20 protein-coding genes and 2 tRNA genes are annotated in these 26,957 nt (G+C 55.1%); 13 read left to right on the forward strand and 9 right to left on the reverse strand.

Annotated elements, in window-relative coordinates:
• Positions 1-271 precede the first annotated feature (271 nt).
• Positions 272-2,701, reverse strand: a complete 2,430-nt coding sequence (locus CA51_RS06530) for a DEAD/DEAH box helicase (RefSeq protein WP_197451643.1) — start codon at positions 2,699-2,701, stop codon at positions 272-274.
• Positions 2,702-2,878: 177 nt separating this feature from the next.
• On the opposite strand from CA51_RS06530, the gene CA51_RS06535 reads away from it, so the two are divergent.
• The 9 genes from CA51_RS06535 (at position 2,879) to CA51_RS06575 (ending at position 14,276) form a co-directional block, all read left to right on the forward strand.
• Complete coding sequence (locus CA51_RS06535) at positions 2,879-3,322, forward strand: hypothetical protein (protein ID WP_145118904.1); 444 nt, start codon at positions 2,879-2,881, stop codon at positions 3,320-3,322.
• Positions 3,309-4,364 carry a hypothetical protein gene (locus tag CA51_RS06540; RefSeq protein WP_145118906.1) on the forward strand — a complete coding sequence of 352 codons (1,056 nt, stop codon included), beginning with the start codon at positions 3,309-3,311 and terminating at the stop codon, positions 4,362-4,364. Before CA51_RS06535 ends, CA51_RS06540 begins: the two co-directional genes overlap by 14 nt.
• A complete protein-coding gene (locus CA51_RS06545) occupies positions 4,361-5,227 on the forward strand; it encodes a hypothetical protein (protein WP_145118908.1) in 867 nt (288 codons plus the stop codon). The genes CA51_RS06540 and CA51_RS06545 overlap by 4 nt, the downstream gene beginning before the upstream one ends.
• Positions 5,228-5,236: 9 nt before the next feature.
• Positions 5,237-7,096: a tetratricopeptide repeat protein gene (locus CA51_RS06550; RefSeq protein ID WP_145118910.1), complete on the forward strand. Its 1,860-nt coding sequence runs from the start codon at positions 5,237-5,239 to the stop codon at positions 7,094-7,096.
• 43 nt (positions 7,097-7,139) lie between these two features.
• The gene (locus CA51_RS06555; protein WP_197451644.1) at positions 7,140-9,281 is read left to right on the forward strand and encodes an AAA family ATPase; all 2,142 of its coding nucleotides are present in this window, start codon (positions 7,140-7,142) and stop codon (positions 9,279-9,281) included.
• A complete protein-coding gene (locus CA51_RS06560; protein ID WP_145118914.1) occupies positions 9,278-10,324 on the forward strand; it encodes a 5-methylcytosine restriction system specificity protein McrC in 1,047 nt (348 codons plus the stop codon). Before CA51_RS06555 ends, CA51_RS06560 begins: the two co-directional genes overlap by 4 nt.
• A 908-nt stretch (positions 10,325-11,232) precedes the next feature.
• Positions 11,233-11,562 carry a helix-turn-helix domain-containing protein gene (locus tag CA51_RS06565; protein ID WP_145118916.1) on the forward strand — a complete coding sequence of 110 codons (330 nt, stop codon included), beginning with the start codon at positions 11,233-11,235 and terminating at the stop codon, positions 11,560-11,562.
• 356 nt (positions 11,563-11,918) lie between these two features.
• Positions 11,919-12,662, forward strand: coding sequence for a DUF5131 family protein (locus CA51_RS06570; RefSeq protein WP_197451645.1), 744 nt, complete (start codon positions 11,919-11,921; stop codon positions 12,660-12,662).
• 309 nt (positions 12,663-12,971) lie between these two features.
• Positions 12,972-14,276, forward strand: a complete 1,305-nt coding sequence (locus CA51_RS06575; protein ID WP_231746035.1) for an IS256 family transposase — start codon at positions 12,972-12,974, stop codon at positions 14,274-14,276.
• A gap of 30 nt (positions 14,277-14,306) precedes the next feature.
• Here the strand turns inward: CA51_RS06575 and CA51_RS06580 are convergent, their stop codons facing one another.
• Positions 14,307-15,470: a tyrosine-type recombinase/integrase gene (locus tag CA51_RS06580; RefSeq protein ID WP_145118920.1), complete on the reverse strand. Its 1,164-nt coding sequence runs from the start codon at positions 15,468-15,470 to the stop codon at positions 14,307-14,309.
• A 174-nt stretch (positions 15,471-15,644) separates the two neighbouring features.
• A tRNA-Leu gene (locus tag CA51_RS06585) sits at positions 15,645-15,728 on the reverse strand.
• A gap of 370 nt (positions 15,729-16,098) precedes the next feature.
• Here CA51_RS06585 and CA51_RS06590 point away from each other — a divergent pair.
• A tRNA-Ser gene (locus CA51_RS06590) sits at positions 16,099-16,185 on the forward strand.
• 863 nt (positions 16,186-17,048) lie between these two features.
• The gene (gene ltrA, locus CA51_RS06595) at positions 17,049-18,317 is read left to right on the forward strand and encodes a group II intron reverse transcriptase/maturase (RefSeq protein ID WP_145117572.1); all 1,269 of its coding nucleotides are present in this window, start codon (positions 17,049-17,051) and stop codon (positions 18,315-18,317) included.
• A gap of 83 nt (positions 18,318-18,400) precedes the next feature.
• Here the strand turns inward: ltrA and CA51_RS25705 are convergent, their stop codons facing one another.
• Positions 18,401-18,538, reverse strand: a complete 138-nt coding sequence (locus CA51_RS25705) for a hypothetical protein (RefSeq protein ID WP_197451646.1) — start codon at positions 18,536-18,538, stop codon at positions 18,401-18,403.
• Between the two features lie 331 nt (positions 18,539-18,869).
• Here CA51_RS25705 and cysK point away from each other — a divergent pair, with 331 nt between their 5' ends.
• Positions 18,870-19,805: a cysteine synthase A gene (gene cysK, locus CA51_RS06600; RefSeq protein ID WP_145118922.1), complete on the forward strand. Its 936-nt coding sequence runs from the start codon at positions 18,870-18,872 to the stop codon at positions 19,803-19,805.
• 279 nt (positions 19,806-20,084) lie between these two features.
• On the opposite strand, the gene CA51_RS06605 is transcribed toward cysK, so the two are convergent.
• From CA51_RS06605 to CA51_RS06620, 4 genes are all read right to left on the reverse strand, one after another.
• Positions 20,085-21,515 carry a phytoene desaturase family protein gene (locus tag CA51_RS06605; RefSeq protein ID WP_145118924.1) on the reverse strand — a complete coding sequence of 477 codons (1,431 nt, stop codon included), beginning with the start codon at positions 21,513-21,515 and terminating at the stop codon, positions 20,085-20,087.
• A gap of 28 nt (positions 21,516-21,543) precedes the next feature.
• Positions 21,544-21,804 carry an acyl carrier protein gene (locus tag CA51_RS06610; protein ID WP_145092132.1) on the reverse strand — a complete coding sequence of 87 codons (261 nt, stop codon included), beginning with the start codon at positions 21,802-21,804 and terminating at the stop codon, positions 21,544-21,546.
• A gap of 125 nt (positions 21,805-21,929) precedes the next feature.
• Positions 21,930-23,189, reverse strand: coding sequence for a beta-ketoacyl-[acyl-carrier-protein] synthase family protein (locus CA51_RS06615; protein WP_145118926.1), 1,260 nt, complete (start codon positions 23,187-23,189; stop codon positions 21,930-21,932).
• 89 nt (positions 23,190-23,278) lie between these two features.
• On the reverse strand, positions 23,279-23,914 hold the full coding sequence (locus tag CA51_RS06620) for an ankyrin repeat domain-containing protein (protein ID WP_145118928.1): 636 nt from the start codon (positions 23,912-23,914) through the stop codon (positions 23,279-23,281).
• A 337-nt stretch (positions 23,915-24,251) separates the two neighbouring features.
• On the opposite strand from CA51_RS06620, the gene CA51_RS06625 reads away from it, so the two are divergent.
• A complete protein-coding gene (locus tag CA51_RS06625) occupies positions 24,252-25,430 on the forward strand; it encodes a serine/threonine-protein kinase (protein WP_145118930.1) in 1,179 nt (392 codons plus the stop codon).
• A gap of 435 nt (positions 25,431-25,865) precedes the next feature.
• Here CA51_RS06625 and CA51_RS06630 read toward each other — a convergent pair whose 3' ends face one another.
• Positions 25,866-26,909, reverse strand: a complete 1,044-nt coding sequence (locus CA51_RS06630; protein ID WP_231746036.1) for a transposase — start codon at positions 26,907-26,909, stop codon at positions 25,866-25,868.
• Between the last annotated feature and the right edge of the window lie 48 nt (positions 26,910-26,957).

The raw sequence follows: 26,957 nt of genomic DNA on the forward strand, positions 1-26,957 counted from the left end.
CGCCCGACACGTATTAGCATCCGTACAAACTGGGCCGAGGTATTTCTCGCCAAGGCGCGCGATTCGCGCGGCACGCATCAAAGGCGTCGGATAGAGTGATTCAAAATCGAGCTGAGTTGTTGTTTGCATGTTTGGAGATGAATCCTTAGGTAAGTGCTAAGTTGGGTGGCCTGCCAGTACTTGGCGGACGCTCGGGCCGTGAAGTTCACAACCCGATTGCGTCAGTGAGCGACTGCTATTGTCTAACGAGGCGAATCGCAGATCGTCCGGATCAGCTTTCCTGTTTTTCACCACAGTTACTGCAGAAGCGGTCACCGATCTTCACCGGCGTTTCGCATGCGGCACACGGCTTCGTCGCTGGACCATCGTCCAGTGGCGATTCCGTTTCGTTCTCCGTCATCGTGCAGGTGCCAGCAAGCTCGTCACACAGCCGATTCAGAACGACTCGCGCGGCCTGTTTGCTGGTCGATTCGTTTGACAGCGGATTAGCGATGCATCGGAAGCAACCGCCGTCAGTGTCACAAGCACACTGATCAAGCCGTTCGATGGCCTTGTCGATCAGTTCGTGCATTCGATCGCAGGCAACAGTGGTCAAGCCGACTCCGTCGTAGACCATGTCGTACAGATAGATCGATGCGGAGCCGTCAGCGTCGACTTCCGAAGCCGACGAGAAGTCTTGCTTGTCGCAGGGACCGGAGACAGCGGGGAACAGTCCCCACAGCAACCGTTCACAAGACTGCAATGCGGTACGAGCGACTTGGGTTCCGAGCTTGGCGGTGATCTCGTCCCAAAGTGGTTTACGCATGCGCAGCAGCGTCGCTTCGGTAGGCAAAGTGTGCGTCGGCATTCCCATGTTACCGCTCCAGGAATTGACGATCTTGCCACTGCGGTCCTTCTCGGTCACGCTGACCAGAAACTCCGTCACGTTGATGTCAACGGTTGCCAGCATCACGTTATCGTAATCTGCAATCTTGTGACGCCGTTTCAGTTTGATCTTCTTGTTGATGAAGGCTCGGGTCTCGTTCCACAAGTATTCCCGTTCGAGCAACACTTTTTTCTTTCCCCGGATCACGTCTTTGACCCGATACGCTTTGCCACCGTGGCGATAAATTGCATTTCGGTAAGCCTCGCGTAGTAGGTGGAATTCGTCGATCTCGCCGATCGAATCATCGTCCTTCCCGAAAACGAGTTTGTAGTTGCCTTCACCGATGCTGCGAATGTTGACGTGCTGATGCGGCTCGCTGCGGTAAAACACATCCGAGTCGAGTTTGCCTTCAGAACGAACAATCTGCACGGCGGCGACATCCTCGCCGAGCACGGCTGCATCCAAGTTGTCCTCGTCGCCACCGACTTCTGCTGTGGCGCAGGCGTAGTGCTGGCAAACGACACGACGGTTGGAAGTGTTCAGCACCAACGGCTCGTTGTCTTTGGCGAACAATTCTTCAGGGTGATTTGAGTAGTACGTGTCGATTGGGGTGTCACCGGGGATCAATACGATGCCACCGTCCTTGCCCGCACGAGCAGCCCGGCCGGCACGTTGCCACAGGCTCATCATGCTGTTCGGTAATCCAATGCAGACAACGGCGTCGACTTCACCAATGTCGATTCCCAATTCGAGGGCACTGGTGGAAAAGACCAAGCGGACAGACTTGTCTCGCAAGCCATGTTCGATCTCTTCCCGCTCCATGGCCGAAAGTCCCGCTCGATAAACTCGTACGAATGGAAGATCGTTGTCATGGTGAGATAGCAAGCGAGCCATCATTCGCTCGGCGGCCATTCGCCCGGGACAGAAAGCCAGGACGGTAAGTCCTTCGTCAGCGAGTTTGAAGGCGAGTTTGCGACCGTAGTCGTAGAAGTGATCGTCACTGCTGGTCATCCAGAACTTGCGACGCCCTTGGCGGCTTCCGTCGATATCGGAACCGACACAACTGAAATCGACTCCCGTCAGTCGTTCCATGTGCGACTGTGGTTCGTGGATCGTCGCACTGGTGGCGATAAAGGTTGGCTCGGAGCCGTGGACTTTGCAGACCTGGCGCAGCCGGCGCAGGATGTGTGCGACATTGGTGCCGAAGATCCCTCGGTACTCGTGGCATTCATCAATGACGACGTGCTTCAGATTTGCAAAGAAACGTGCCCAATGTGAGTCGTGGTACTGCAACATGGCGTAGTGCAGCATATCGGGATTTGTGAGGATCGCTTGCGCCTCGTCACGAATCTGTGGGCGATCGGCTTGGGGCGTCGCTCCGTCATATCGACTGATGAAATGCGGACGATCGCCGACGAGTTTGGCGACCGAAGTTGTCAACTCAGCAAACTCTCGCAGTTTTAGCAACTGATCGTTGGCGAGTGCCTTTTGTGGATACAGGAACAGTGACGTTGAGTCAGAGTTGCTACAGAGCTCGTTCAAAATTGGCAGTGAAAAGATCAACGATTTGCCACTGGAGGTGCGTGTCGCCACGACAGTGTTGTCACCGGCAAGGATGCGAGCCACGGCTTCGTGCTGATGGCGATACAAGCCGTCGGGGAAACGAGAACGAATCAGTTGCATTGCATCTGGGTGAAGTTTCAACGACTCAGATGGGCAGAAAACGCCTTTCGTCGGTTCTTGCACCGCCGGATCGTGATGCAGTTGCGATCCTTCCATGGCGGTGATGGCGTCAGCGATTCGGTCGATGATGGTTTGGTTGGCGACGGTATTCATCGGGTTTCGGGGGGCCTCAGATGGAGCGATCGGGTTTGTCTGAGGCTTGCTAACGAATTGGTTTGATTTTTGTCCGGGACGGCAAATCATTTTTGTTCCAGGGGGCTCCGTGCCCCTAAAAGTGATGCATTACAATCTTGCGAATGAATGACTAGCGCAAAACGCATAGGGCCTGCAATGAAGCAATCGCATAAGGATGACCAATACGAACAGACTGGTGTTCAAGACCAGCCCGACAAAGCAAGGATGCTGTTGCACAGCATTTACGAAGCTCCCGACAAAAGCTTCTGGAAGATTCCTGAGAAGGAACCGAACAGCTCGCACCCTGGAATTTGTTGGCACGTCGATCAGGACACCGGTAAAGCGGTGATGTTTAAGGGAACCAGCCAGCAACCCAAGAAGGCTCGGTATCTGATTAGTTACGCGGTTTTGGCTCCGAATGAATCCAACGGTTTGGATGCAACAACCTACTTCCGCGTTGACGAACCACGCTTGCCTCGGGTTCGACAGCTCGAATTGATGCATCACGATCGCCTCCGTGGTTCGCTTGCTGCTCACGACGTTGCGGAAATTGAGTTGGCTCTCAACGAGCTGAAGGGAGCGAGCCATGTCGACGGGTGATGACACCGTGTTTACAGAACACGTCAAGCAACTCGGCACTGGGACGACAGAAATCCCGGACGTGGTCCGCAAGAAATTGGCGGCGCGGTTGAAGTCGATGATTCGCAAGCGAGGTTTGGCGAATCTCTCCGCAACAACGTTTGGCTATTCAGGGAAATTTCTGGGTGACGCTGTGACTCTGGACGAAGTTATGGATGATGCGTACTGCCATCTGTTCTTCGGTACCGGAGCGCGTGCTGGTAAGCAGTTTGCATTTCTGCAGAAACAAGTCGAAACGGGCAACGCAATTGATCCGCTGATACAAAAAGAGTTATTTCGTTTTGTGCACGACCTGCACCGCAATGCTTTTCCAAACGATTCAGCGATCTACAAAAACGTGCTGGCTGCTGCGAAAATGCTTGTTGACGATCCTGAGAATGACGTTTCATTGCGTGACGGTAATGATCGCAAGCCGAATCTAGCTTCGGTGTTAAAGATGTCTGGTGACGCTCAGAATTTCGCAGAGACTGCATTGATAGAACGCGCCATTCGCGGAAACGACGGATGGCACAAAACTCTTGGGCTAGTTCGCCGATTTAGTAAGAAAGCGACCTGTGGCGTCTCAGAAGGCACGCTGGCAATGATGCATCAGGGCACTCGCCCGTTGCTCTTGCAACTTCTGAAAGAATCGATTTCGGATCTCGCGTATGATCCTATCGAAACAGCCGCGATGACGTCTGCGGCGGACTTTACTGGTGAAGACACAAAAGGTCCGGAATTTGTCCGGACGATTCTGGACGAAGACCGTTACGAAGTGAGGCAATCCAAGGTTGACGAGTTTGTCCACGAGGGACGGCGAGCAATCAAATCACTGGGCTGCAATAACACCACCACAGAAACGCTGCTCGAAATCCTTCACTGCTATGCCGAGAAATGCCGGCGATGTGCTTGTGATGAATACATCTCGCAAGAGCAAGTGCGCAAGGACATCGGCCTAAAAAAGCAGACCATGAGTGACTACATGGGCAAATTGAGGGCAGCTCTGGAGACAATAAAATCATGAAGCCAAACCACGACACTTTCGCGGAGTTGCTCAATCAAGGCCTTGAAATCCAGAATGCGATTGCATCAACTCAGGCTTCCCGTTCGGAACGTATTGAATCGGGCGACTTATTCCTCTTGAAGATGCCAATCCCAGCTTCGGTGACTTGGTGTGCTGCCTTCAGCCATTCCAAGGACAGCGATCTTTGGTACTGCGTCCCTGGTGATTCCTTTTCACTCTTGGCAAATTGCGATGTTGCTTCGGATGAAACAGAACACACGATGCCGCTCAATTTCCGCTGTCGTTGTGGACTTTGGATCCATTCGGAAGACATCGATGTCTCCAATCGAATTAGCCAACTGACCGAGGACATTGTTGTCGCTCTTCGTGACAAAGTGGCCGCGTTGGCGGACGACCCAATCGCTCTGTTGTCTGGGGATGAAATCGGAAGCGATCCCGATTACGAGAATTGGATTGATGAACTTCGAATCGCTGTTGATTCGCTTCGAGAATCACTGCACGATGAACCCACAATTTCGGTTCGGCTGGTTGATCGTAAGTCAGAACTCGCATTGACTCAGCTTGAGCTGGCTCTTGCAGCGGCGGACAATGATCCGGAGATTGAGCTTCCGACGCTGATCAGAACGCTGCAGGTTTTCAAGTCGATCGACGGGCTCTTAAAAGCGTGTCTCTACGATGATGGCCTTGTTCTGGAATGGCACCCGTCTGACGAGGAATCGTCGAAGCCGACGATCGCATCGCACGGGACCGAGCTGGCATGGACACCCCAGGATGGTTCTTTTTGTACGGGACTTATCGTGTGGGTGAACGGGGCAGTCGTTGTAACGGTCAATCACGAACTTGTCCAAATCGCAAAGGACTGAGGTAGAAACGTGCTGGGCGTACAGTCGATTGAACCGGATTCCGTTTGGGCGAAAACGAATCCGGTATGGTGTTACAATGAATTCATCCAAAAAGAGAAGGCAAAGAACCGGGGGGCTCGCGGGCTTCAGGTTCGACTCGCGAACTGGATCAGCAAGGCGCAAGCGGAGGGAGTAAGATTTCCACATGAACTGTGGAGAGAATTCTTCTGCTTGACTCCACCACCTGTCTGGCAGCCTCCCATGGAGCGACCAGGCGTTATCGGTCTGTTGAAAGGTGACCACGGCGGTTTGGATCAACCGACTGGATTTGCAACTCAGATTTCCGCTGCTGACTCAAGTGAAGGCTGGCAAGCGTATCGGCTGCCATTTCAATCGCATCATATCGAAGATGCGCTTTCCAGGTTGCTTCATGCAGCCCACGTGGATTTGGATGCGGTGGTTCCAGAAGCACGGGCGTTCACTATCACGGACTCGTTGAAGCAGTCACCGCAGGGATCGTCGATCAACATCGCCGCTTTGCTTGCCGTGATTGACACCTGGAACGACAACGGGCGTGGCAAAGAGCCGGACTTGCTACGGTGTTGCTGCTCGTTCGTGAAGCCGAAAGACAACCTTCTGAAATCCGTAGGTTCCATACGGATAAAGCTCGATGCCTTTATTCGTGAGTACGGGCATGGAAGTTTGGTTGTTTGCACCACTGAAGCGGCTAGCGAGTTCCAATTGCGCAAGCACTTCGAGCATGTTTGGAAGGTTGATTCTTTTGCTGACCTAGCACACAAGATGCTCAATACTGACTTGCTGAAACCATTGCTCTCCAAGCACGCGATGTCGTTAAATGCGGTCACGGAAGCTGCTAAGGTGATTGAGCGGATACGGCGATCTGTTGGTGGAAGCGAAGCAGCACTCGAATTTGCCGACCGCATGCAAAATGCTGTTTCGCAAGGAGGTGCTGCCAGTCTTCGTGTCTCCCAACGTTCGAGTGAAGTACTCGAAAACGTCCATCGACACATTGGGAACTTCGCGGAAGCGTATCGACATTCTCGACTTGCAGTAGACTCACTTAGTCAGCTCGGTGAGCATGCGAGCTTCCAAGAGTTGGCTGAGGCGAACGCTCGCTTGGGGTCCGCGATGTTTGACGCGCACCGGATTCACGAAGGAGCGGAGGTGCTGAGCGAACTGGTTGACGAAGCTGAAATGCACCCTCGCCTCTTGAGTGCGGAATCGAGAGTCATGCTCTTCAATACGCACGCGAGACTGTTGGCGGCTGCCGGGCTCGAAGGTTGGGAACGCTTGTTCCGAAAATCGATTTATCTACAGGAATTGGTAGAGCCATCCAGTATCGCTCGAACTCGGTGTTACCTGGTCCATGCATGTCTTCACAATAGATTGCCGGAAGACGCTGAACGGGAGTTGCGATGGTTCGACACCAACGCAGTTTCCGATGAATCGAAGCCATTCGTCAGCTTTTACCGTGCCGATCTCTATCGCCGCGATCCAAACTTTGGGCCAGCGTTTAAACAGGACGATCTATTCGAGCGTATTGGCCGCAACCACGCATTTGCGTTTTATCTCCAGGCAACGGCAAGACAGCCTGACCGAAGCCCTGAAGATCGCGAACACAGACTTGCGTGGGCCAGCGACATTTTGACAAATGAACGCGGGAAGCAGAAAGGACAGAACCTACTTCACCTGTATTCGCTGTTTATCAATCTTGCCAAACAAGACGCAGATGAAACATCAATCAAAGCAAAGATTGATAAGGTTTTCATTGATAGCGGAGACAACGCATTGAATGAATGGTACAGCGAATCACTGGCGAAATCGTCTGAAGAGACGGAACCGCTTTTCAATCGAGTACCTCATTTCTGAATCTCTTCCCGCCTACTGGCCTCACGGACTGAATAACGAATACATGTTTACCTGGAAACCGATCTATTCCGAAATCACAGCCAAGCTGTCTGAGTTTTCATCCGAGAACGAGAAGCTGGTACAAATGATGATCCGCTTACACGAGCAGGGATTGAAGGTCTCTCCCGTCGCGGACGAATACCCGGCGGGAACGAAGGTTCCGCTTGACGAGACCGACCCGTTTTCGTTCATGGCGATATTCAATCGTGGCGTCACGGACGAAAATCGCATCGCCATTTTGCGAGCAATTAGGGATGAGTGGGGAATTGCCGCCGAACTGCCGAGCGACTTCGACGGGCTGCCCGTGGTGAATTCACAGAACAGTTGGTTCATGCCGTACAAGTACAAGCGAACGGTGGACCATGTCGCGACTCTTTGGCGATTCTTTCTTCATGTACTTTCAATCGAAAACGAAAGTCAGCTCGACACATCCTTGTTCGATAAATGCCGGGCACTCAATGGTGTCGGATCGGCATCGCTGACGATGGGCATGTTTTGGTGCCGGCCTGATATCTGGATCTCGGTGGACAAAAAGAATCGAGCCAGCGCTGCGACCGAGGGAATCAACCTCAAGATTAAGACAGGCGCAGACTACCTTCGATGGCTTGGATTGGTCAAAGAAGCCTTCCAGATGCCCACGGTAGAGTTTTCACATCAAGCTCACCTCGATTTCGTTTCCGTTGATCCGCTCGAGGACGACGACAAAAATGGTGAAGGTGACGAGCGTGGTGGTGCCCTCCCGCACGGCGTTCGCAACTATTGGCTCCTCGCCCCTGGTCCAGGTGCGGGCCTGTGGGACGTTTGGTACGAGCGGTCGATCGGCGCGATTGGCTGGAATGAGATGGGCGACCTGCAGGAGTACGACTCAAAGCAAGCCATCGCGCAGTACATTCCGGAACTCTCGCCCGATTCCGGTCCGGCGAGCGTTGCACCCATGCTGTGGGAGTTTGCTCACGTGCTGAAGCCTGGTGATGTCGTGTTTGCCAAGCTTGGACTGCACAAGGTTTGCGGTTGGGGAATCGTTGTCGGAGACTACACCTACGACGAGAACGAAGAACCGTTCCACAACCTCCGCAAGATCGAATGGCAGGATGCCACCGAAGTCAGCATGCCAACCGGCAATCAGTTGCCGTTGAAGACATTGACTCGGATGACAGGCAAACGCAAATTCTTGGATCCGATGGCGGATGCCTATGATGGTGTGTCGGGATTGGAACGAGTTGGAGGAACCTGCAGTGGCGGTGGCCCTGGTGCAGGCCGAGTTGCCGGCACAGAATACAAACTGACCGATGCGATGGACGACCTGTTCATGCCGGTCGATGAAGTCCAGCAGTGCGTTGAGCTTCTTCGGCACAAGAAAAACCTCGTCCTTCAGGGCGCTCCGGGGACTGGCAAGACGTTCGTTGCGAAACGACTCGCGTATCTGTTGATGCAACGCAAAGACAATTCACGCGTTCAAATGATCCAGTTTCATCAGTCCATGACGTACGAAGATTTCGTCCAAGGCTACAAACCGTCGGCCGATGGTGGATTTAAACTGGAAGATGGAACATTCCACAGGTTCGTCTCGTCGGCAATGACGAAGCCTGACGTGCCGTTCGTATTTATCATTGACGAAATCAACCGCGGCAACTTATCGAAGGTTTTTGGCGAGCTGATGATGTTGATCGAGCCGGATAAGCGAACCTCGGATTTCGCGATCCCACTGAGCTATTCGTCGGATCCTGAAGCGACGTTCTACGTTCCGCCGAACGTGCATTTGATCGGCACAATGAATACGGCGGACCGGTCGCTGTCGATGGTGGACTACGCCCTACGCCGACGATTCTCATTCGTTGAACTTGAACCTGGTTTCCAATCGAAAGTGTTCGCTCAACACCTAATGAATGCAGGCGCCTCCGAAGATTTGGTCGCCAGAATTCGCCAACGTATGAAGTTGCTCAACGAAGCGATCAAGAGTGACGAATCGAATCTCGGGAAGGGCTATCAGATCGGGCACAGCTTCTTCGTCCCGCCGGAGGGACAAACGGCCAATGAACAGTGGATGAAACGCGTGCTTGCCTTCGAGATCAAGCCGTTGATTGAAGAATATTACTGCGATGACCCTGCCGGTCGGCAAACCGCAATCGAAACGATTCTCGAATGAATCCAGTGCCAGCAACCAGCATCCCCATCCAGAACGTCTACTACCTTCTCGCCTACGCGTGGGATCATTTCCGCACGGGTGACGAAGTGGATATCGACCAATCCCAGTGTCCCGACGCCCACAATCTGCTCGCGATGCTGCTTTGTGGTGGGATTCGGCGGCTGGCAACGAAGGGGATGGATAAAGACTATCGCCAATTCACCGAAACGACGCCACGTTTACGAGGTCGCGTGGACGTACTGGCAAGTCATCGTCGGATGACGCACGTATCAGGGAAAATGATTTGCGAGTTCGACGAACTGACCGCAGACACGTTACCGAACCAGGTTCTCAAAGCCACTTGTCGCCGGCTGAATCGGTTCTCGATGCATCTGAGCAAAGACAATCGCAAACAAGTTCGACATTGTCTTGACCTATTGGCCGATATCAGCGACATCCGGCTTGCGAGTCGGGCTTTTCATCGGGTTCAGTTGCATCGCAACAATCGCCACTATCGACTGCTGATGCACGTTTGCCAAATGCTTCACAGTCTGTTTCTTCCGGACCAGCAATCGGGAACGCACCGCTTCCGCGACGTACTAGCTGAAGAAACCGTGATGCACCGTGTCTTTGAGTCGTTTGTCCGGCAATTTGCTGTGAAGCATTGCCCAGATGCGAAAGTATCAGCCATGAAGATCGCCTGGCACGGCGAATGGGAGGACGACGTCAACTCAGTGCTACCGACAATGCTCACCGACGTGACGCTGAGCCGACCGACCCGGAAGACCATCCTCGACTGCAAATTTTATAAGGAAGCGTTGGTCACACGTCACAATCGCCACCGACTCCATTCATCGCATCTCTATCAGCTGATGGCTTATCTTAACAACAAATCAATCGACGAAGGATGGGAAACCGTCGACGGCATCTTGCTTTACCCCGCCGTGAACCATCACCTCGATCTATCGTTCTCGCTACTTTCCCACGACATCGCGATCCGCAGCATCGACCTTGACCAAAACTGGCCGTTAATTCACCAGCGTTTGCTGGACGTCTTGAGCTGAATAGCTCGCTACGGCGATTTGCTCGGCCACCAACGAATCGCGTCTTCACCAAGGTCGACGAAAAAAAGACTCGTCGCATTAAGGCAATGATACTGGTCCCGTGCCATCGGATCGTCAACCGAAATGATCGAGACGGATTGGCACTGCGGTCAATCTGTCTTCCGTGCTGCTCCTAATCGCACCGGGAATGCACATTTCACCCGTCGCGATGAGACCAAGTTCGTCCAGCTTTTTGCCTTATAGTTCAACGGACCTGATTTCGTTACCGAAGTGGGGTGCTTCGTTTTCTAGAAGCGATGGGACTGTGTTGGATCCGATGTCACGGAAGCTCCCGATGTTCAGGAAGTCGTCTTGCGGGTGCCTGGCTGCTTCTGTTGGTTGGGGGGGCGGTGCGGGCTCGCCTGAGGCGGCGTTGAGATCCTTTACATCGAACCTGCCTCCCCTTGACGGAACTGGTGTCTGTTAGAGCTTCGGAAGCAGACTTCGGGGCGAGTGCTTGCATCAAAAGGACTTTAGTGATGATGCCAAAGCGCAGGTGTAACAAATAGTTTGTCGGGAGTGCTTCAAAACACGGCGTCCGGGCGGTTCGCTTGGCTTTTTGCCTCCATCGGGGTTCACGCTGCGGTGTACTGCTCTCCGGCCCTGTCATTCAGAGCATCTGGTACTGAATGTTGGGGCATTGCAGTGTTTTTAACGCTCACGTCAAAAAAAACTGAAAAAAAGAATCTTGCCAATGGCGTGATATTGTCTGCTAATCGGGTTTTGTGGTGCCGTGGCGTCCCGTGCCGTTGTGGGGACAGCGCTCTTGCTGGGGGGATGTTTCTTTGCTTGACCCCTCCGGGTTCTTTGCAAGAATACGCACTTGAGGTACCGCGTGGTACTTAAGCTGCCCCCAGGAGAAATTCTAGATGGCCGACTCGGTATTCCCGATGGACCCGTCTAAGCTGCAAACGTTGATGTTGGATGGTTCGTTGATTGTAGCTTTGAACGAAACTCATTCTGCGTTGCAGCGGGTTGAAGCAAGGCTGAAGCACGTAGCAAGCGAGGATGACAGTGGGCCGGAATGGTTGACTGTGGATGAGGTTGCGGAACGATTGGGACGGAAGCCGTTTACCATTAGAGAGTGGTGTCGCCGCCATCGGGTCAACGCCTGCAAGGCTGGGCGACGCGGTGGTTTCGGTGATTGGCGAATTCATCGTAACGAAATTACTCGATACAGGAACGAAGGACTGCTTTAGGTTGTCGCCCCCAGAGACTGACTTAGTTGATTCCGTTTGAATGCCTACAACTGAGCGTTGCAAACCAGGATTTGGTGCAACTCAGTAGGTCACGGACAACTTCAGTAGTACTAGAGAATTCCAATCCATGATTGACTCGACTGGATTGCAATTAGCAGCACCGCCTAGGTGCTTACCGCCTGTGAAGGCCTGAACGATCACTCGATGGTCGACCGCCGGTTCCACGTAAGCTTGCGTGAGTTCGTTGGCGGGTACCTTTCTTGACGCCCCCTACGAAGGGCGTTTTTTTCGCGGTTTTTGCAAAACGTCGTTCGCCGCTGCGCTAAACGTCGCAGCGGCTCTTTGGAGTCATGTTCATGAGTGATACAAGAATTAGCTGGGTTGACTACACTTGGAATCCATGGATAGGTTGCAGCAAGGTGTCTCAGGGGTGTAGCCGTTGCTACATTGAAACGCCATTGCGAAACCAGGGGCGTGAGCCGTTTCAAGGTCCCATTCGGTGCACCGACACGTGGAGGAATCCGGAGCGATGGAACCAAAACGCCTTGCAGTTGCAAAGTTGCAAACGCGTTTTAGTTGGGACTATGTCGGACTTTTTTCACGAAGGCGCTGATGAGTGGAGAGCCGAGGCTTGGGAAACGATTCATCGGTGTCAGGCGCTCGATTGGTTCATTCTGACGAAGCGACCTGAATGCGTTCGGGAACGCCTTCCTGCGAACTGGGGGGAAGGCTATCCAAATGTTTGGCTGGGCGTCACGGTTGAGCGACAGTCCTGTGTCGGTCGTATTGATACGATTTGGGACAATCTAGCTGCCAACTACTTCGTTGTCGCCGAGCCGTTGCTTGGGACTGTGACTTTCGGAGACCGAATCGACAAAGTTGATTGGGTTATCGCGGGATGCGAATCCTGGAAAGGGGATTTCCGAACTCATATGAGTAATTCATGGGTGCGATCGATTCGCGATGAATGTGATTGGGCTGGCGTTCCTTTTTTCCTGAAGCAACGCTACGTCGATGGTGTTCGTAAGTTCGACGGCGAGTTCGACGGCGTTATCAGGCAAGACTTTCCGCGTTCGCGTAGGCTCCCGACCAGTTTCTGATAAAGCGATCGCTGGGGAGTGTCGTTACGGAATCGAGGCACTGATGGGGATGCACCATCAGTGCCATTGGGCGGAGGGGGACGCAGTAGAATGCCAGTCTCTAGCGGCATGCCGCTCTTAGGCGAAAACCTTTTGAATTGCTTTCCGTTCTTCATTTGGAAACAAGTGTCGGTATCGACGTCGCATTGCCTCGGTGGTATGCCCAACGAGGTATTGTCGAAAGTTGTGTTCTTGAGTGAATGAAAAAGGTGGCGCATCCTGTTGGAACTATCACCCTCCAACGGCCCGACGTGGGCAAAGGAATGCGCCATGAATCAGACTAAAGCAGATCGAACCGACGTGCCAGTGGACAACCAGATCGATCCCGAAGTGGTTTCCTTTCGAGCGCAGTTCGACCAGCGAAGCCCGCTCGACGAGATTGTCCGCGAGGGAGCCAGACGCATGCTGCAAGCGGCGATCGATGCCGAAGTCGAAGCCTTTATCTCCTTGCACGCGGATCGAATCGACGAGCGTGGCAGAAGGCTCGTCGTCAAGAACGGCAGCCTGCCGGAGCGAAAAATCCTCACCGGTGCTGGCTCCATCGCAGTCACTCAAGGTCGAGTTCGCGACAACGCTCCGGATCGCAGCAAGCGAGTCACATTCTCGCCCAGCGTGCTGCCAAGCTACCTGCGCAAGACCAAAGCTATCGAAGAACTGATCCCTTGGCTGTACCTCAAAGGCATCTCCACGGGCGATTTGGGAGAAGCGCTTCAATCGCTCGTGGGCGAGCGGGCTGCTGGCCTGAGCGCGAACGTCGTCTGTCGGCTCAAGGAACAGTGGTGTAGCGAGTACGACGATTGGAGCAAGCGTGATTTATCCGACAAGCAATACGTTTACGTCTGGGCTGATGGCATTCACGCGAAGGTCCGCCTGGAAGACGATGCCAACAAAAAGCAGTGCTTGCTGGTGCTGATGGGAGCAACTCCCGATGGGAAAAAGGAACTGATCGCCGTCCTCGATGGCTACCGTGAAAGCGAACAAAGCTGGAGTGAACTGCTCATCGATCTCAAGCAACGAGGCCTGAAGATGGCTCCGAAGATCGCCATCGGTGACGGTGCGTTAGGCTTCTGGGCGGCGATTCGGAAAGTGTTTCCCGAGACCCGCGAACAGCGCTGTTGGGTCCATAAGACGGCCAACGTTTTGAACAAGATGCCCAAGAGCGTGCAGCCCAAGGCGAAGGGAGACCTGCACGAAATCTGGCAAGCCGAGACGAAGGACGACGCGAACAAAGCGTTCGATCACTTCCTTGAAAAATACGGTGCGAAATACGCTCCTGCATGCGCGTGCTTAAAGAAGGACCGTGACGTGCTGCTGGCATTCTACGATTTCCCGGCGGAGCACTGGAGTCACCTCCGAACGACCAACCCGATCGAGTCCACGTTCGCGACGATCCGGCTTCGCCATCGAAAGACCAAAGGAAGTGGAACCCGGCGAGCAAGCTTGGCGATGATGTTCAAGCTCGCCCAATCAGCATCCAAGAAATGGAGACGCCTGAACTGCCACGAAAAGATCACTCTCGTCACCGAAGGGCGTTCCTTCAAAGACGGAATCATGCAGGATGAGATCGCCGCTTAATTCAATTTCTCAAAACACAACAATTGACAATTACTCATGCCCAACCCACGCATCGATCGTACGTTGGTCAAGGCCTTCTGCTGCACAGCAGCTGCAGAATGAGTGACGTAGACAATGCCAACCGCGAAGTACGCTCCACTGGGAACCATCGAGGGTTTGTTGGAAATGGTGGTGTGCTTCGTCCGGCGTCATGGGCAGCGTAAGGCTGCGATTCTTCTTGCTCCGAGCAATACTGGGAACGCAAAACGTTTGGGTGCCGCCTGGGTGACACTCGCGCCAATCGCTGAGCGCCTCCGACAGGCGTTTCGACATGGGGACTCTGCGTGTCGATCGCTGGCCACGCACCCTTTTCTTTTCGCGGAGCACCAGATGGCTATCGCTGACATCGACGAGTTGTGATCGCATCAGTTCACTTCGCCTTGCTCCGGTATGGGCCGCGGCAACGAACATCGGGTAGATGAATGGGTGCTTGGCCGTCTTCTGGACATAATTCAGAAGCTCTTCAACCTGCATGCGAGAGAGGAAGAGGCAGTCCCAAAGGTCCAGGACATCGGCATCGCTCAAGTTGCCGCGATCAATCTGAGCGACGATTTCGCTCCAGGTTTGAAAGTGTGGTTTCTCGTCCGCTTTCGGGAAGCGGACGCCCTTCATTGGGTAAGGTTTAGCAACGACCCCTTCCGCTAATGCCCAGTTCCAAACACTTCGAAGCGTGACCAGTTCCTTCTTGATCGTTGCTGGCTGGAGGCGGCGCCCTCGGATTCCGCTTGCTTTGGATCGTGCCTGAACATAGCCCTGCAGCGTCTCGCGAGTGAGCATGTCGATTTGAAAGTTCTTGCCGATGTGTTTCTCAAGATGCCTTTGGTGCAGCTTCATTCCTCTTACTGTGGTTGCTTCCAATGCGCCGTCGGGGATTCCGTCGAAGTACTTCTCAAACAGCTCGGCGAGCCGCACTCGCATCGCTGGAGATCGTGTCGTGGAGAGTTTGCCGTCGGAGAGCAGGAAAACGGGCAAATCGGCCCCTTCCGGCAACTCCAGGCGTCCGCTTTCGACAAGCTGGATATTCTCTTCGAGGCGGTGCAGGCGGCTCTCCGCCTGCCTCTCGTTCTTCGTTTTCAGCGTTCGTTTGTATTTCCGACCGGCAAATCGGAAGCTGATGTGGTAGTTGCCGGACGGATCAGTTTGCAGCCAAGCCATTTGAACTCTCCAATCAATTGATTGAGAGTGAGTCTATGTCGAGACGACGCATCTCGACCAGCGACACAGAACCAATGCATTTGCAATGTTGCCACTGATTTGCCACTGATTGCTCGGAGAGTCCACAAAAAAAGGACTCAGAGCGATTGCTCTAAGTCCTTTGCTCGTAACGAGTACCGAAGGAGGGACTCGAACCCTCACTCCCTTGCGAGAACTGGATTTTGAATCCAGCGCGTCTGCCAATTCCGCCACTTCGGCTCTTCTTTATGCTGCGATCCCAATTGGCTGCGGTGCTCAAGGGGCACTGCGGCTAGGAACGCAGGTCGTGGGGGGCGATCGACGAAGGCAGGCCATCGATCTCCACGTGGGGAGAGTATCGCGAAGTGGATGAAATTTTGCAAGCCGGGCAGTGAAGCTGCTCGCAAAAAAAACTGTGGAGACGCCGCCCGGCTATAGCGATTATAGGCGTTCGGTGGCGGAGGCTCCGCGGCGGTGCGCAGCTCGAGAAATTGGCCGCACCGCGAACCGCACTTTGCCTTTTGCCACTTTAACTGTAGACTTTCCACTCGCGCCCCGCCCACCAGCGGCGGCGGCTCACTGCGAGCTCGCGAGATGAAAAACAAGAAATGGATGGGTGGCCGAGTGGTCGAAGGCTCTAGTCTTGAAAACTAGCGTAGGGGTGACTCTACCGTGGGTTCGAATCCCACCCCATCCGCTGATCGGCCACTTGGGATCGCTCCCGAGTGGCCTTTTTTGTTTGCCCAGCGAAGCTGGCAAACCCAGTCGGTGCTTGTCACCGACCAAGCCCTGTTCATGGGGAATTGAATTCGATTCGCAAGGGTTCCGCCGGTGACTGCGGGTCTGAAGGAAGCGATAGGAGGACGATGGAACGTAGCGAAAGCGAACCCGATTCGGCTGCCGGCGGGGGCGAGCGTGCAAAAAGTCGCGATGCCCGATACATGAACAGCCGCCGGAAGTGTTTGGGGACGTCATCATCGTCAGGGAGCCAGTGCAGTAACTGGGGAGACCTGACATTATCCGTGGCCGCGTTAGCTCCCCCAAAGGCGAAGCGTGAGAAGCCGGTAAGGTCGCTTCAAGTGGAAACACAAGAAGCGATCGATGTGGTGTCAGGAGTCAGATGAACCCGTAGTAGTGAATAAGTCGCGGCCCGTGAAAGCTGGTAACAGTCTGGAGGACAAAACCGTGGCGACGACGTGCAAAGCATCGGCGGTAACCGAAGCGAGTCACGCCGGACAGAGATGACTCAAAAGGTCATCACTGGATGCGAAGGGGTGAAGTTTTATTTGTGATTGGAGAGAACACCGAAAACGAGCAATCGGCAGCCGACACAATCCGAGAAGATCGAAGGTCTCGGGGACCGGTCCACAGTGGCGATGCGGGGAACTGCTAAGCTGCTCGATTCGTCCGTCGGCGTGGAAGTAACTCAGCAAACTCGACACCTCGCGATTGTCCTTTACCGGAATAGCACACGAGGCGTCCGCTCGAAGCCAACCGCCACACTGCCAACCGATTCGACAGAAAGCGCTCGACCCAACGAAAGACCACCGACCGACAGTCATGAAGCGAACCTACTACAGCCTCTACGACCGACTGCTTGATCGCCGAGCTTTGGCTCGCGCGTTCGAGAAAGTCCGACGTGCCAAGGGTGCACCTGGCATCGACGGGCAAGCGATCGATGCGTTTGAAGCTGATTTACTGGGGGAGCTGACGCGGTTGGTGAGCGAACTGCGGAGCAAGACTTACCGGCCCAGTGCGGTCCGCCGAGTTTCGATTCCGAAACCGGAAGGCGGCCAGCGGCATCTTGGCATCCCAACAGTTCGCGACCGAGTCGTCCAGCAAGCGTTGCTGGACATCCTGCAGCCGATCTTTGATCCTGACTTTCATCCATCAAGCTACGGTTACCGACCGGGCCGCAGTTGCCAACAGGCAGTCGCCAAAGCAACGATGTTCATCCGGCGATATGGTCTCGACCAAGTCGTCGATATGGATCTCTCGAAATGCTTTGACCGGTTGGATCACGGCTTGATTCTCTCGTCGATCCGTCGTCGGGTGACCGATGGCAGCATTTTGAATCTGATCAAAATGTTTTTGACCAGCGGAGTGATGAACGAAGGTGTCTGGGAGGCGACGGAGCTTGGCAGCCCGCAAGGCGGTGTTGTCAGTCCCCTGATCGCCAATATTTACCTGGATGCTTTCGACCAGGAGATGATGCGTCGTGGTTACCGAATCGTTCGGTACGCCGACGACATTCTGATCCTGTGTCGGAGCAAGCGCTCGGCGGCTCATGCGATGAGCGTTGCAGTGGAGATTCTGGAAGGTGATTTGAAGTTGACCGTCAATCGCGATAAGACGCACCTGACTTCAGCCTGTGAGGGTGTGAAGTTCTTGGGCGTCGTGATCGGCAGCATGCACACCCGCATTGCTGCCGAGAAAGTCGCGGCCTTCAAGGCGAAGGTCAAAGTGATCACTCGCAAGAACAGCCCGGTGAACTTGGAGAAGGTCATTGCTGACCTGAATCCGGTGCTTCGCGGCTGGGGCAGCTACTTCCGGATGGCGAACTGCAAAGGTCTGTATCGCGAGTTGGCTAGATGGATTCGGCGACGATTACGGGCCAAGCAACTCGCGTTGTGGAAGAAACCGACGCGTCTGATTCGCCGCTTGCGGCAGGTCGGCGTACGTGGTGACCTCCAGAAGATGCGAATGACCGCGTGGCGTACGTCGCGTAGTTCTTACGCCAGCATGGCCATCAGCAATGGCTTCCTGGCGGAACTTGGCCTGTTTGACTTGACCGAATTGGAGACTGGAGTCCTTCCTGGATTAACCTAGGCAAGTAAAACAGGAGCCGTATACGGACCCGTACGTACGGTTCTGTGAGAGGGCTGAGTCAGCGGTCGCTCCGCTGGCTCACCCTACTCGATCGTGGCGTCGCAATTCTTTTTCGCTGGTGCGAGGTAAGCTCCGCCGGCCCTCTGTTGGATCGTTCCCATCGCGGCGGCCTGTTGCTGCTGAGCTGCCGCCGACGCGGTGGTGGTGTGAGCCCTGGGCAAATCGCTGTTTCAATTTAGAGTGTCAGCCGCTATTCGCTCGTGCAGCGTTGTCCAAGCGAACCGGACGCTATCGCATGGCAGGTGATTTGTCTAAGTCTCATCCACTTAACAGCTCTGGCCTCGCTGGCCCCGCAGCGTGTAGCTGGTCGTCGCATCTGATATAACTGGCAGAATCGGTGCGAAATCGCCGAAGTCCAGATGCCGCGATGCCGACGATACCCATTGATATTATGGGCTTGCCTCTTGGGTGGACCGGCGCCGCGATGCCGGATCGGCTACAGCTGGCAAACTGATTTGTTGTTCGTTCGACTTCTCGTATAGGACCCTCCAAATGCCGCGCGGAAAAACTTACGCCAATGCATCGCAAGCGATTGGCGACACCCCGATGATCCAAATCAACCGCTTGATTCCTGGCGATCAGGCGACGGTGTTTGCTAAGTGCGAGTTCTTCCAGCCGCTCAATAGCGTCAAGGATCGGATCGGCGTGGCGATGGTCGAAGCTGCGGAGAAGGCGGGGATCTTGAACTCCGAGACCCACATCATCGAACCGACAAGCGGTAATACGGGGATCGCGCTGGCGTTTGTGTGCGCTGCGAAAGGTTACAAGTTGACGCTGACGATGCCCGAGTCGATGTCGGTCGAACGTCGGGCGCTGCTGCGAGCGATGGGAGCCAATCTGGTGCTGACTCCTGCCGCCGAAGGCATGAAGGGAGCGATCAACCAAGCGGCCGAATTGGTCGAGAAGGGGGATAACGCTTGGATGCCGCAACAGTTTGAAAACCCCGCCAACCCAGCGATCCATGAAGCGACCACCGGGCCGGAGATCTGGGAGGACAGCGGACACGATATCGATGTGTTGATCGCTGGCGTGGGAACCGGCGGAACGATCACCGGCGTGTCGCGGTACCTGAAAAGTGTCAATCCAAACTTCAAGGCGATCGCTGTCGAGCCAAAGCATTCGCCCGTGATCAGCGGCGGCGCACCGGGCAAGCACCGGATCCAGGGGATCGGAGCTGGCTTTATCCCGGGCAACCTGGACATGTCGGTCGTCGATGACGTCGTGTTAGTCGATGACGAAGACGCCTTCGAAACCGCTCGCCAGCTTGCCAAGCAGGAAGGAATCATGGCGGGGATCAGCAGTGGAGCCAACATGTGGGCCGCTCAACAGATCGCCGCTCGCCCCGAATTCAAAGGCAAGCGGATCGTGACTGTCATGTGCAGCTTGGGCGAACGCTACCTGAGCACACCTCTGTTCAGCGACCAATAATAGCTGGCCGCCAGGCGATCGTCGCTCACTTCGTTAAACCGCCTGCCCGATTGGGCAGTGCGTGTCGCTGGGGTGATGCTTGAAACCGCGCGGGGCGATGCCCACGCGGTTAAACTAGTCGTGCGCGACTATGCCCACGCGGTAAAACTAGTCGTGCGAGGCGATGCCCACGCGGGTGAGCTAGTCGTGCGGGGCGATGCCCACGCGGTTAAGCTAGTCGTGCGGGGCGATGCCCACGCGGTTAAGCTAGAGCTGCACGCGGGCTGGTGAAAGGTTTGCTTACGAAGTTAAGCAGTGGCGGTTGGCCATCGAGATCCCGCTGACGATCGCTCCCACGATTCCCACAAAACCTTGATCGGTTCCGCACAGGAACAGGTTCGGCAGATGTGTCTGTCCGTCGAGTTGTTTGTCGGGAACGCCGTAGATCGCGCCGTTGTCGTGCCAGGTAAAGCGGCGGATCGTCTTGGGCGTGAAGACATCGGTATCGATCACATGCCGGCGGAAATCGGGCATGAAGCGGACCGCGGCGTCGATCGCTTCATCGTATTGGATCGTCTTCTGGCGGCGATACTCTTCCTCGGATAACCCACACCAGCGATCGTGATTCGCCAGTGTCGTGAGCCGGATCACTCCATCGGGCAGCTCGCCGTCGGCATCGTCGTAGAGGTAGTTGTTTGGTGAGCAGACTACGCCGGTACGTGGATCGCAGAGCGTATCCTCGGGGCGTTCCCAGTGGAATCGCGGGCTGTCGTTGTAGAACAGGATCGTGCGATCAAATCCGATCTGCTTCGGTTGGCGATCGAGGATCGAGATCGATTCGATAAACGACAGCTGGCCGGCGCGGGCGACGTCGACTTGCGTGATGTCGTCGCACAGTCGCATCGTTTCGATCTGCCCCGCCGACGAAAGAATCCGCTTGCCGCGAATCTCCGTCCCATCGTCCAGGACGACTCCGACGGCGCGATCGCCTTCGACATGGATCCGGTCGACACCGCTGCGCAGCTTCAGTTCGCCGCCGAGTCCGCGGAACTTGCGGACAAGATTTTTGAGGATCAGCCGGACGCCTTTAAATGGGCGGGCAAAACCCTCCATGTAGCAGGCGCGGAACATGATGCAAAACTGGCCGAAGTCCATGTCTTGCTGCCGCGCGTTGCCGTACCACATCAGCGGACACAACAACATTTCGATCAGCAGCGGATCGGTGATCGTCTCTTCCAACACCTGCCGCGTCGAGATGTTAAACGAAGCCTCGTCGAGGTCATCGTAATCGAGCAGCCGGGCCAACAGCTTTTGGAAGTTGTCTTTCTGGTGCGGGAACTGCTTGGCAATATCCGCTTCCAGCAGCTTGATATCGTTGCCGAAATTCAGCTCGACATCGGGAAAGCGGATCGCCGACCCGATGGCTGGGGACAATTGGAAGTCGTCCCAGCGAAACCGCAGCTGCCGCAGCAGTTTGGCCAACGGTCCCTTTTTGCTTCCCTTCTCGGTGAAGTTCGTGATCGCGTGCAGACCGACGTCGTAATCGCGGCCGTTTTGTCGATAGAACGAATTCAGCCCACCGATCGTGTAGTGCTTTTCGAGAATGCAGACACGTTGATCGAAGTAGGCCAAGCGAATGCCTGCGGCCAACCCCGACATCCCCGCACCAATGATGATGGTGTCGTAGACGTCTTCACGTGGTGGGTCGGTTGGGGAATTGGCCGTGGTCAAAGCGGTTTCGCTTGCAGGGAGGGATTCGCTAGCTGCGAACGATGTCTTTCATCTTCGGTTCTAGGTACGTCACGGTGCTCTGCATGCTTGCCAGTTGGCCGTATTCCTCTTCCGGAATTTGCACGCGGTGCCGCTTACGCAACTCCATCACGATATCCAGGAAATCCATGCTGTCGAGTTCCAGCTGTTCGCGGAACGGTTTGGCGTCCTCGAGGTTGCTGAGGTCTTCATCGGGAGCGATATCGCCGAGGATGTCGATAATTTCTTCGCGAATGTCTTCAGGCGTCATAACGTCCTTTTCTCCTGGATATTTTCAAACGCGGAACCGCTGGTCCGCCAAGTGGATTGAAATTGTGGCCCCGGGGCACCGACGCATCATAAAGGGTTAACTCAATTTTCAACAGGCTTGGTCGATCAAAACCGGCGAATGATCACGACAGAATTGATCCCGAGCATTCCGAATGAGTTGTTTAGGATGTATTGAACGTCGTCGAGTTCTTTTGGCTCGTTGATCACCAACCCCGGCAGTTCGCAGGCTGGATCGAGCTGATCGACGTTGATCGTCGGGTGGCAGACGGAGTCTTTGAAGGCCGATAGGTTGCCGGCAAGTTCCAACGCCCCGGCGGCTCCCATCGCGTGACCGATGTAGCTTTTGGTGTTGTTGAAGTGGACACTTTCGCAACCGGCAAACGCTTCTCGCAGCGCCAGGCATTCCTGAGCGTCGCCGCTGCTGGTCCCCGTCGCGTGGGTGCTGACGATGTCGATTTGGTCGGCCGCCATGCCGGCTCGCTTGAGCGCTTTGGTGACGCACTGAGCCTGCCGCTCGGGATTGGGCAAGACAAAGTCGGTGGCATCGGTATTCATCGCGTATCCGACAAGTTCGCCGTAGATTTCGGCGCCGCGGCGGCGGGCGTCGGATAGCCGTTCCAAGACGTAAACGCAGCCACCTTCGGCGACGACGATGCCGTTGCGATCGACGTCGAACGGTCGCGAGGCAAGCTCGGGATTTTCATGCGTCGCCAACGCACCTTGGCTGTTGAAGCCGGCGAAGATCCCAAAGGTGTGGATGCTTTCGGAAACGCCGCCAGCCAACGCTAGGTCGCATTCGTTCAGCCGCAACATCTGGGCCCCTTGGATCAGCCCCGCGTTGCCCGCGGCACATGCGGCGCCGATCGTGTAATGCGGCCCGGTGATCCCCATGTTCAGGGCGATTTCGCCGGCTGGGCTGTTGGCAACCGTTCGTGGATTGTGATGGTGCGACCAATATTTGGTGTCGTAATCGAAGCCTTTGATCTCGTAGATCTCGTTTTCGGTTTCGACGTTGCCGTGTTCGGTAACGCCAATATAGACGCCGACGTTCGATTTGTCGGTGTTCGCCCAATCGATCCCGCTGTGCAGGATTGCTTCGTTGGCGGCGTAGATACCGACGCTGCCGGCGCGGGTCCCGCGGCGGATATCCTTGCGGCTCTGATGTCGCTTGGCATCGAAGTCGCAAACGCCAGCTAAGGTTTTGCCGAAGTAGCGGATCTCGTAATCGGTCACGCCACTGCGGCCGGCGAGCAGCGCCTCGCGGAAGGTGTCCCAATCGTTGCCGTTGGGGGCGGTCAGGCCGATCCCGGTGATTACGATGCGTTGGTCGTCAGGCAATTGGAAAGAGCTGTCAGCGGCGGTCACATGTATCTCTCTAGAGGAGGCCCGAAAGCCTGTAATTTAAATCTTTTCCAACCTTCCGCAAGCCGCTCGAACGAGAGCTTACCGAACCGTTACTTAGTCAGCAGCTGCACGACGGCTGCGTGATTGTTCTTCTGAGCGAAGCTGAGCGCGGTGTCGCCGTCGACGTCTTTTGCTTCGCGATTCGCCTTCCGCGCCAGCAGCATCTTGCAAATTTCGGTCTGCCCTTCGGCTGCGGCGAACATCAGAGCGGTGAAGCCTTCGACGTTGTCAGCCAAATTCACCTCCGCTCCCGCTTCCAGCAGCCGTTTGACGGTCGCGTCGTTTGGCCCCGAAGCTGCGTACATCAGCGCCGTTCGCGCCGACGAATCCTTGGCGTTGACCTCGGATTTGTTCTCCAACAGCAATTCGACGACGGCGGTATGCCCGTCGAAGGCGGCCAACATCAGCGCGGTTCGCCCCGCTTCGTCGGCCGCGGTAACTTTGATTCCCTGCTCGATTCCCTGGCGGACCGGTTCGATCCGTCCCTCCGCCGCGGCGTTGCGAAAATCGGCGAGCGTGATCGGCGTGATTCGTTGCGGCGGTGCCTCGGCAGTCTCCGAGTCGCTGTCGTCGTCGGCCGATTCGGCAGCCGGGGCGGCTGGTGGCGTGGTGTTGTCGGGCGCGCCGCCACAGCCGATGAGAGCCAGCAACAGAGGCCAGCTGAGGTGTAGGTATTTTGGATTCATCGAAGGCTATCCCCGGCGAGCGTGCATGAAAAATTGGTGGCGCGGCGCCGCGCCAGCGACTATCGAACCACGAACCCTATCGTGGAGGCAAGCAGCCGAAGCGATTCCGCAGCCGATTTTTTAACGTTTCTCGAACAGCCAAATAAAATCTAAAGCATTGGCAAGATTGGACTTAGAGGGAATAGAGAAGAAATGCCCTCCCCCAAACCATGCAAACATAGGTAGACTATCGGCCAGCAATCCATGGCCGGACATCGGTGAATCAAAGGGGCAGGTTCTGCCTGGTGTCACGCGAGCGGACCGCAGCGGCATGGAGGCTAGAATTGGAGACAAGGCAATGTTGACAACCACACGACATGATCCAAACGTGACGCTGACACTTCGCGGAAAGAATTCGCGAACTGTCGACCAGGAGCTGGTTTCGCGTTACGAGGAAGTGCTTTCTAACAAGAAGCTTAACTGGACCACGTACCATCGCTTGGGAAAGCTGTTGGGGATGGGGGGCCAGGGGAAAGTTTATCTTTCGGCGCGTCGTGGCACCGACGGTTTTACGTTGCCCGTGGCGATGAAGGTCTTCTCCCCCGAACGCTACAGCGACGTCCGCGATTACGAAGCGGCGATGTCGCGGATCGCTGGGATCGCTGCCCGCGTGGCGATGATCCAAAACGATAACGTCTTGGACGTGCAGAACTTTGTCGAACGCAACCGGATCCGGATCATGGTGATGGAGTGGGTCGACGGTTACGATCTTCAAGCGCTGATGCGACCCGAGAAACTGAAACTGCTCGAAGGCAACATCAGCAAGCGACGTTGGAAATACATCAACGAAGTTATTTTGACCCGCGGCCCGGTTCAGAACCGCTTTAAAGCCGGCGTTGCGGTGGCGATCCTTCGCGAATGCCTCGAAGCCCTCGCGGCGCTGCACCGCGAAAGCATCGTGCACGGCGACATCAAACCGTCGAACATCATGCTGAAGAAGTCGGGGCACAGCAAATTGATCGACATCGGTTCGGCGTACGATTATCGCACTCCGCCAGTCGATCGTTCGTGTACGCCGGTCTATGCCGCACCGGAAGTTCTGGAGCACGACAACGCGACGCCAAAAAGCGATCTGGCGAGCCTGGGGTACGTGCTGATCGAAATGCTCAGCGGGCGGCCTCCCTTCCGCGGCGACATCTCACTGCGGGAATTGTTGCAAGCCAAACGCGAACTGCCGCAGCGACTGAACGAAGTCTTGCCAGCGGAAGTCACCTGCAACGCGCTGCTGATGCACTTCTGTCGCGGCCTGATCGCTCCGGACCCAAACCGCCGCTTCCCCAGCGCCGAAGCAGCTGAACACGTCGAACAAGGTGCCGCGGCGTTCCATCGCCAATTGGTCCTTAGCGACATGTCGACCGAATACGACAACGACATCCGACTGTGGTTGGAAGAGCTGAACCGGATCGAGCTATCGCTGGAAAAAGAACGCGAAGAGAACGAAGACCCCAGCGGCAACGAAAACGAATCGATCGTTTAGATCGCCGCGGGCAGTGATCCGCGGGCTGCTGGCAACTGGATTGAGACGGTTGCCAGACGAGTGAGCGAAGTGTGGCTGACGGCGAGCCCTTCCAAGCTAGCATTTCGGGGCTCTTTGGTCGAGGATTCTAGCTGTCGATTCATGGTTACCACGATTTCGGCTTTTCCTTTTCGGTGGTGGCTTCTTTGGTCCTCTGTGACTCTTTCGGTATTGACTGAAATCGAGTTTCCGAGCGATGTCGACCAACTCTTTGGCGAGCTGTTTGAGGGTTAGTTTTCCATAGACTGAATCAAACTCCTTTTCAGTCACAGCCGTCATGAACCCCTTCCACGATTCAGAGACGTCGTTGGCTGCATAGTAACTGGAAACCTCGTCGGCTAAATCCGCGTCACCTGCTGCACAGCCAATCGATGTTTTCATCACGCTTATTAGGTTTTACATCATCATCGACATGCAAAAACTGAACAGGGCCGCTTGAGGATATCCAAGCGTATTTATCTCACTGTTCAGTGTCGTGGCAAGATGCTGGAATGCGGTTTCGATATTCCATCGCTTGCGATAAGCATTCGCCACGCTTTTCGCACTAACCCGTGAGGGAAGATTGGTCAAAACGTGAACAGCGGTGTCGCCCTTGCGAGTTGGTGTGTCGAGTTCGATCGTGACCCGCCGCGGGCAAATCGTACGCCCTTGATAGGTGAAGGCAATCTTCTGTTCGTATATTGTGCCGCCGTCACAACGCCCGATTTTCCGGCGTTCTCCTTGCGATTCCCAATTTGGTAACAAGCCCTTTGAATGACGAAAAACAAAGAAAGCTTTCTTGTCCAAGGCAATCGTGGTCATCATCTTCTGTGAAGCAAAATGACGGTCGCCGATCCAGACATCCCCCTTTTCAACAAGCTCAAGAATCTCTGGATGTAACGTGGCTTCGTTGGCATGCCCATCGCGACTAAGAATCACATCGACAAGTAATTTCTTGTCGGGATCTAAGATAGGGATAGTGGTGCCAGGCAAGGCGGCTGCGCCGAGGGTCCGAAGCTCTTTGATTCGATGCTCGGTTCCAGCGAGATGGTTGCCGTCGATGATCCGTGTCTTGTAACCGCTCAACACAGGCGGTGGTTTGGGACCTTCGAGATGGTCCCACAACTGCGAAAGCTCGGCCGCCGTTTCACTTACCAAGGCGCGGCTCACTTGGGTCTCGATACCTTGCAGCTTGTTGTATACGGATGTGACAGAGACTTTCAGTTTTTCTTTGTGCTTTTTGTAAGCAGCATTGACCGAAGGTTTGATGTTCAAGGCAACACAGGCCATGATGTCAGCGACCGATGAGAACAGGAGTTCACCGCATCTTTGAGAGCCTGCGTGAGTGGCAAATAGAGTGTCCATTCGCTCGTCGCTGAGCAGATGATTGAGCACCAGTCGAGTGCCCATCGCCACAGGGCACTCATTTTTGAAGCGATCAAGCAGTTCATCAACAGTCATCATTCCACCTCGTTTCGCGTAACTTCCGATAAATAAGCTACTTAGATC

The sequence above is a fragment of the Rosistilla oblonga genome (assembly GCF_007751715.1).
GTDB classification, from domain to species: domain Bacteria; phylum Planctomycetota; class Planctomycetia; order Pirellulales; family Pirellulaceae; genus Rosistilla; species Rosistilla oblonga.

What these genes read in the sequence shown, in the direction of transcription:
- CA51_RS06620 (WP_145118928.1), bottom strand. Translation starts at nt 23,914, where the DNA reads ATGAATCCAAAATACCTACACCTCAGCTGGCCTCTGTTGCTGGCTCTC.
- CA51_RS06610 (WP_145092132.1), bottom strand. Translation starts at nt 21,804, where the DNA reads ATGACGCCTGAAGACATTCGCGAAGAAATTATCGACATCCTCGGCGAT.
- CA51_RS06535 (WP_145118904.1), top strand. Translation starts at nt 2,879, where the DNA reads ATGAAGCAATCGCATAAGGATGACCAATACGAACAGACTGGTGTTCAA.
- CA51_RS06530 (WP_197451643.1), bottom strand. Translation starts at nt 2,701, where the DNA reads ATGAATACCGTCGCCAACCAAACCATCATCGACCGAATCGCTGACGCC.
- CA51_RS06580 (WP_145118920.1), bottom strand. Translation starts at nt 15,470, where the DNA reads ATGGCTTGGCTGCAAACTGATCCGTCCGGCAACTACCACATCAGCTTC.
- CA51_RS06630 (WP_231746036.1), bottom strand. Translation starts at nt 26,909, where the DNA reads ATGACTGTTGATGAACTGCTTGATCGCTTCAAAAATGAGTGCCCTGTG.
- ltrA (WP_145117572.1), top strand. Translation starts at nt 17,049, where the DNA reads ATGAAGCGAACCTACTACAGCCTCTACGACCGACTGCTTGATCGCCGA.
- CA51_RS06565 (WP_145118916.1), top strand. Translation starts at nt 11,233, where the DNA reads ATGGCCGACTCGGTATTCCCGATGGACCCGTCTAAGCTGCAAACGTTG.
- CA51_RS06545 (WP_145118908.1), top strand. Translation starts at nt 4,361, where the DNA reads ATGAAGCCAAACCACGACACTTTCGCGGAGTTGCTCAATCAAGGCCTT.
- CA51_RS06555 (WP_197451644.1), top strand. Translation starts at nt 7,140, where the DNA reads ATGTTTACCTGGAAACCGATCTATTCCGAAATCACAGCCAAGCTGTCT.
- CA51_RS06560 (WP_145118914.1), top strand. Translation starts at nt 9,278, where the DNA reads ATGAATCCAGTGCCAGCAACCAGCATCCCCATCCAGAACGTCTACTAC.
- cysK (WP_145118922.1), top strand. Translation starts at nt 18,870, where the DNA reads ATGCCGCGCGGAAAAACTTACGCCAATGCATCGCAAGCGATTGGCGAC.
- CA51_RS06625 (WP_145118930.1), top strand. Translation starts at nt 24,252, where the DNA reads ATGTTGACAACCACACGACATGATCCAAACGTGACGCTGACACTTCGC.
- CA51_RS06540 (WP_145118906.1), top strand. Translation starts at nt 3,309, where the DNA reads ATGTCGACGGGTGATGACACCGTGTTTACAGAACACGTCAAGCAACTC.
- CA51_RS06570 (WP_197451645.1), top strand. Translation starts at nt 11,919, where the DNA reads ATGAGTGATACAAGAATTAGCTGGGTTGACTACACTTGGAATCCATGG.
- CA51_RS06575 (WP_231746035.1), top strand. Translation starts at nt 12,972, where the DNA reads ATGAATCAGACTAAAGCAGATCGAACCGACGTGCCAGTGGACAACCAG.